5 protein-coding genes are annotated in these 6,125 nt (G+C 64.8%); 3 read left to right on the forward strand and 2 right to left on the reverse strand.

What is annotated here, in order from left to right:
- Positions 1 to 397, reverse strand: a 397-nt coding sequence (locus AO501_RS09585) for an AAA family ATPase (RefSeq protein ID WP_156452436.1), incomplete at its 3' end; no start/stop codon positions are given.
- A 502-nt stretch (positions 398 to 899) separates the two neighbouring features.
- On the opposite strand from AO501_RS09585, the gene AO501_RS09590 reads away from it, so the two are divergent.
- Both AO501_RS09590 and AO501_RS09595 read left to right on the forward strand, forming a co-directional pair.
- Positions 900 to 1,292, forward strand: coding sequence for an ArsR/SmtB family transcription factor (locus tag AO501_RS09590; protein WP_055577501.1), 393 nt, complete (start codon positions 900 to 902; stop codon positions 1,290 to 1,292).
- A gap of 126 nt (positions 1,293 to 1,418) precedes the next feature.
- Positions 1,419 to 2,762: an MFS transporter gene (locus AO501_RS09595; protein WP_055577502.1), complete on the forward strand. Its 1,344-nt coding sequence runs from the start codon at positions 1,419 to 1,421 to the stop codon at positions 2,760 to 2,762.
- A gap of 249 nt (positions 2,763 to 3,011) precedes the next feature.
- Here the strand turns inward: AO501_RS09595 and AO501_RS09600 are convergent, their stop codons facing one another.
- Positions 3,012 to 5,015, reverse strand: a complete 2,004-nt coding sequence (locus AO501_RS09600) for a heavy metal translocating P-type ATPase (protein WP_055577503.1) — start codon at positions 5,013 to 5,015, stop codon at positions 3,012 to 3,014.
- A gap of 94 nt (positions 5,016 to 5,109) precedes the next feature.
- Between AO501_RS09600 and AO501_RS09605 the strand changes: the two genes are divergently transcribed.
- Positions 5,110 to 5,472: an ArsR/SmtB family transcription factor gene (locus AO501_RS09605; RefSeq protein WP_055577504.1), complete on the forward strand. Its 363-nt coding sequence runs from the start codon at positions 5,110 to 5,112 to the stop codon at positions 5,470 to 5,472.
- Positions 5,473 to 6,125 lie beyond the last annotated feature (653 nt).

The raw sequence follows: 6,125 nt of genomic DNA on the forward strand, positions 1-6,125 counted from the left end.
TCCCCCGCTCTGACAACGTCATCGGGCGCATGCGCAGCCGCCCGATACGCCCCGCGCCGGAGTGGGCCGTCGCCCCGTGGCGCGGTGAAGCACTGCCGGCAAGTAGAAACTGGCCACCAGACGGGTCGTCATCCACAGCGCGGCGGACGACATCCCACACCTCGGGAACCTTCTGCCACTCGTCGATGAGCAATGGCCGCGGCCGGGTCACCAGGAGACCCGGGTCAGCGTGCACGGCCTCATAGTTAGGCTTCGCATCGAGTCTCATCACGCCGACGACTCGCTGCTCGGCTGTCGTCGTTTTCCCTACTGCCTTGGGTCCGTCAATGGCAATCGCAGGTACTTGCCCGAATAGTTCGTCCAAGTCGCCGTCGATGACGCGCCTGACATACCGCATAGCCCCATCATACAATTAGCAGGCAGCTAATCAGTCACATAGCATTAACCGAATCAGTCAGTTAGCATAGGATAGGCCGGGCCGGGCCGGGCGGCTGAGAGTGAAGACATCCGCTCACGCGTCGTGTCGGCAATGGCGGGAGCCCTTGTTAATGCGACGATTCCGGAGGTAGGAAACCTTGTGAAACCATGAACGGGACACTCGGCCACTTCTGGACCGACATCGACAACGTCTATAAGTACCGCAAAGCGGTTACGTCCGCTTAGTCGATGACACCGTATTTCACACCAACACACTCCGAACCAGACATACCTAGCCGAGTTCGCCGATTTCAGTCAGTTGCGCGGGTACAACGTCGCCCAAGGGCGCCCCCGGGATAACACTCATGTGAGCATGAGAACCGAAGCTCACGACTTGCGCTGCGCGCGTTCAACATCGGCAGCAACGAGGCACACCTTCCCAAGGGATAGCGCTGCCTTCCTGCGCAGGCTAGTATCTGCGTATGGATGCAGGTAATGCACGGCGGCGTTTGGATGACGAGCACGCCAACCTTGTCGTCGAAGTGTTCCGAATGCTGGCCGATCCGACCCGGATTCAGCTGTTGTGGGCGTTGACTGGTCAGGAGTTGTCGGTCAATGGGTTGGCCGAGCGGTTGGGCAAGCCTGCGCCGTCGGTGTCTCAGCATCTGGCCAAGCTGCGTATGGCGCGGTTGGTGTGCACTCGCCGATCGGGCACGACCATTTTTTACAGCCTGGAAAACGAGCATGTCCGCCAGTTGGTTACCGACGCGGTGTTCAACGCCGAGCATGCCGGGCAGGGCGTTCCGCCGCATCATCGCGCCGATGCTGCCGTGCACCCTCTGACCCGACGGCCGGCCAAGAAAGCCCAGAACTAGCCAGGTTGCCCCAGCGCGCCGCTGGTTTTTTGGCGGACGATTTCCCCATCGCGGGACTGGTTGCCCCGCAATGGGTTTCAACGGTGATGGCACCGTCGTGGCCTGACGAAGCAGGAGAGAACTGGCATGTCGTTGTTCAGCTACCGCGACTACCGGCGTTTGTTCGCCGCCCAGGTGGTCGCGTTGTTCGGGACGGGGCTGACCACGGTGGCGTTGGGGTTGTTGGCCTATCAGTTGGCTGGTGCTGACGCGGCCGCTGTGCTGGGAACGGCGTTGGCGATCAAGATGATCGCCTATGTGGCGGTGGCCCCGGTCGCTGCAGCGCATGCTGACCGGTTCCCGCGGCGACTGATGCTGGTGAGCCTGGATGTGACCCGGGCAACGGTAGTCGTGGCGTTGCCGTTCATCGACCAGGTGTGGCAGATCTATGTGCTGATCGCGATGTTGCAGTCAGCGTCGGCAGCCTTCACCCCGACCTTTCAGGCGGTCATCCCTGATGTGGTGACCGATGAATCCGATTACACCGCAGCGCTTTCCGCGTCCCAGCTTGCCTCCACCATGGAAAGCCTGCTCAGCCCGGTGTTGGCCGCGTTGCTGTTGACGGTGATCAGCTTCCATTGGTTGTTCGTCGGGACGGTGATCGGGTTCTTGATCTCGGCGGCGTTGGTGATCAGCAGCCGGATCCCTGACGCGACTCCCAACCTACGCGCCAGCGCCTGGGAAAAGACGGCGGCCGGGATCCGGATCTTCGCCGCGACCCCACGGCTGCGGGGGGTGCTCGCCCTGGATCTGGTCGTGGCCGGAGCCGGGTCGATCGTCATGGTCAACACGGTCAACTATGTCCGCGACGCACTGGGCCGCACTCAAGCTGATGTCGCGTGGCTGCTCGCCGCCTCCGGGACCGGCACGATGATCGTGGCGTTGCTGCTGCCACCGACGCTGCGCCGGGTGCCCGAGCGAATCGTCATGATGGCCGGCGCGGCGCTGCTGGTCCTCGGTGCTGCCAGCGCGATCGGCCTGTCCGCGACCCACGCAGATCAACGCTGGAGCGCGGCCTTGGTGATCTGGCTAGTCATCGGGGCCGGAATGAGCCTCGTGTTGACCCCGGTAGGCCGAGTGTTGCGCCGCTCGTCAACTCCGGCGGATCGGCCCGCGGTGTTCGCCGCGCAGTTCTCGCTGTCGCACCTGTGCTGGCTGCTGACCTATCCGATCGCAGGCTGGGTCGCCACCTTGGCCGGCTTCATCACAGCCTGGACCATACTGGGGGCGATTGCTGCTGTGGGAGCGGTCGCTGCGCTGCTGATCTGGCCGCGCCGCGATCCTGAAGAACTGACTCACACCCACGACTTAGCCAGCACCGATCACCAACACCTCGACGACGCCACCGCCCTCGAGAGCGGCCGTATGCAGCACACCCACACCTTCATCATCGACCAAGACCACCTTCGCTGGCCACAGCCCACAAAATAGCTAACTAGCCAAGCTCTTTCATCGTCTGGCTTTCGCGGGTAGCCCCTGATGGCTCAGTCTCGTCGCGGTGCCCGCCGGCGGCCTGTGACGGTGAAGCCGACGAGTCATCCAGCTCTTCGATACGACCATGAGGCCACGAGCACAGCCACGGTCATCAGAACTGTTATGACCACGATGATGCTGCTGCCGACAGTGACCGCGGTGTGACTGTACTGAGGTAGGTGCACCGACTCGACGGCCGACCACAGGTCAGGCCGGCCGCTCATCGCGACCCGCGGGGGACCGGGACGGGGACAGCCAGGCGCGGCGGGACAGGAGCCGCATTCCGTTGAGGCCGACGATGACGGTGGAGCCTTCGTGTCCGGCGACGCCCAGCGGCAGGGGTAGGTGACCGAGCAGGTCCCATAACACCAACACGGTGATGAAGGTCGACGCGATGACCAGGTTGGCGATTACGACGCGGCGTGCGTGTCGCGACAACGCGATGACCTTGGGGATGGTGGCCAGTTCGTCGCGGACGACGACGGCGTCGGCGGTTTCTAGGGCGAGGTCGGAGCCGGCCCGGCCCATGGCTATTCCGGTGTGCGCGGCGGCCAACGCCGGGGCGTCATTGACGCCGTCGCCGACTAGCAGCACCCGATGGCCGCTGTCATCGAGTTCGCGCACGGCGGCGACTTTGTCCTGTGGCAGTAACCCCGCGCGCACGTCGTCGATGCCGACCCGCACGGCCAGCGCGGTGGCCGCGCGCTCGTTGTCGCCGGTCAACAGCATCGGTGTCGTGCCGGTCAGCGCGGTCAACGCGGCCACCGTAGTGGCGGCCTCGGAACGGAGTTGGTCGTCGAGTCCCAACACGCCGACCGCGATGTCATCGACGAGCACCACGACCGCGGTCTTGCCCTCGGCTTCCAACCCGGCCACCACCGCGCCGACCCGGCCCGAATTCGCGCCGCCGGGACCGGCGCGCAACAGCTGCGCCGGGCTGCCCACCGCGACCCGGCGGCCCTCGACCACCGCGCGCACGCCGCGCCCCGGAGCACATTCGAACGCCTCGACCGTCGGCAGTGTCAACCCGCGATCGGCGGCACTGGCCACCACCGCGGCGCCCAAAGGATGCTCGCTGGGGTGTTCGGCGGCCGCGGCCAGGGTAAGCAGCCCCTCGGCGTCCAAGCCGCCGCCGACGAGAGGGCGGAGGTCAGACAGCCGCGGTGTGCCGCGGGTGAGGGTGCCGGTCTTATCGAACGCCACCATAGTGACCGACCCAAGCTGTTCCATCACGACCGCGGATTTGACCAGCACCCCGTGCCGGCCCGCGTTGGCCATCGCAGCCAGCAAGGGCGGCATGGTCGCCAGCACCACCGCACAAGGTGAGGCCACGATCATGAACGTCATCGCCCGTAACAGCGACGATTGCACCGCGGCGCCCAGCGCCAGCGGAACACCGAACACCAAAAGGGTGGCTACCACCACCCCGATCGAGTAGTACTGCTCGACCTTCTCGATGAACAGTTGCGCGTTGGCTTTGGTGGCCGAGGCCTCCTGCACCATCGCCACGATGCGCGCGACCACAGTGTCGGCGGCGGCGCGGTCCACCCGCACCCGCAGCACCCCAGTGCCGTTCAACGTGCCGGCGAACACCTCATCGCCGGGCCGTTTGGCGACCGGGAGCGGTTCACCGGTGATCGAGGCCTGATCCACCTCACTGGCACCGGAGGTGACCTGCCCGTCGGCGCCGATGCGTTCCCCCGGGCGCACCACAATCACATCGCCCACCGCCAGGGCCGCAGCATCCACCACGTCCTCCTGGCCGCATGCCGTGATCACCGTGGCGCGCTCGGGGGCCAGGTTCAACAGGCTGCGCACCGAGTCGGCGGTGCGTTGAGTCAAAAACGCCTCCAGCGCACCGGAAGTGGCGAAGATGACGATCAACAGCCCGCCGTCGAGGACCTGCCCGATCGCCGCCGCGCCGATCGCCGCGACAATCATCAACAGATCCACATCCAGCATGCGGTTCCGCAACGCCTGTACACCGGCCAGCCCCGGTTCCCACCCGCCGGTGACATAACACGCCAAATACAACGCCCACCAGACCCAGATCGGGGCACCGCCATATTGGGCGGCCAAACCAAGCGCGAACAACACCGTGGCCACCGCCGCCCACCGCACCTCGGGCAGCGCGAACGCCCGCGTGCGGATAGCGGCGCCATCGCCGCCGGCGGCGCCGACGGCGTCACGGTCGAGCACCTGAGATGACATCGAACTACCTTTGAGAGCACGGGTCGGGATCCTCACCACCATACAGGATTGCATGAAGAGGTCTTCATTCGTGCACGTTGATAAGATGATGATCATGGGTCATGGAGTAGAAGGCAGGTCCACCCCGCCCGCGCAGTTAGACGCCGACTCGGCGGCGTCGGTGGCGGCCACGCTGCAGGCATTGGCCACACCAAGCCGGTTGCGGATTCTGACCCGGCTGCGACACGGCGCGTGCTCGGTCTCGGACCTGTCCGACGCCGTCGAGATGGAACAGTCCGCGGTGTCGCATCAACTGCGGCTGCTGCGCGCTCTGGGCCTGGTAACCGGCATTCGCAAGGGCCGGACCGTGGTCTACAGCCTCTACGACACCCACGTCGCCATGCTGCTCGACGAAGCCGTCTACCACATCGAACACCTCGGCAGCGAGATCAGCGACGACCCAGCTGTCACCGCCTGACCCGCCGCGAAATAGCGAATCGCGAATGGGGAGTACTTGTCTCTGAGCGCGGGGTATTCAGATCTCGCTGACATGGACCAAGCAGGTGACGCCCTCCAACCGATCGACTTCCCATACCCTCTCGCTACCTCTCCCCTAGCTGAGCGTCCCAACGGTGATCCAGGATGCTTGACTGTGTCAGCCGCCGCCTTGCAGCCGCCGTTCAGAGATTGACGCAGACCGTCACTAGCTCCCCCGGCGATGACGTAGGACAGGCAGATGACGTTCCGGTTCGACATCTCGCCGATCTGCCCGTCCGCGGACGAATCAGGCTCGTCTGCGTCGGTGTCCGGGCCGGTATCGGTTTGTACCGAAGATCATGCGGGATCGTGGCGGTTGCCTTACTACCATTTACATAACAAACCCTTCAGGGGTACGGTATCCTGACACGCGTTTACAACGTAAACCAATTGGGTGGGACAGGCCTGGGTCAGGCCCTTGAAAATCACAGGGGTGAGACAGGCACTTTGCAACGCCCGCTAAGGAGAACGCGAGGGCTGCGCTGCTCGTTTGCTCCGCCTCCGCACGTCGGCGAAGGGCTAGACGGTATGGAGGCGACTTGAGGCCGAAGGCCTCGGGCTGCAATCGGACGTGGGTTGCCGATGGCGGGTGAA

The sequence above is a fragment of the Mycobacterium gordonae genome (genome assembly GCF_001417955.2).
Lineage (GTDB): Bacteria > Actinomycetota > Actinomycetes > Mycobacteriales > Mycobacteriaceae > Mycobacterium > Mycobacterium gordonae_B.

Coding starts and splice junctions, on each gene's coding strand:
- AO501_RS09590 (WP_055577501.1), top strand. CDS start 900: ATGGATGCAGGTAATGCACGGCGGCGTTTGGATGACGAGCACGCCAAC.
- AO501_RS09595 (WP_055577502.1), top strand. CDS start 1,419: ATGTCGTTGTTCAGCTACCGCGACTACCGGCGTTTGTTCGCCGCCCAG.
- AO501_RS09600 (WP_055577503.1), bottom strand. CDS start 5,015: ATGTCATCTCAGGTGCTCGACCGTGACGCCGTCGGCGCCGCCGGCGGC.
- AO501_RS09605 (WP_055577504.1), top strand. CDS start 5,110: ATGGGTCATGGAGTAGAAGGCAGGTCCACCCCGCCCGCGCAGTTAGAC.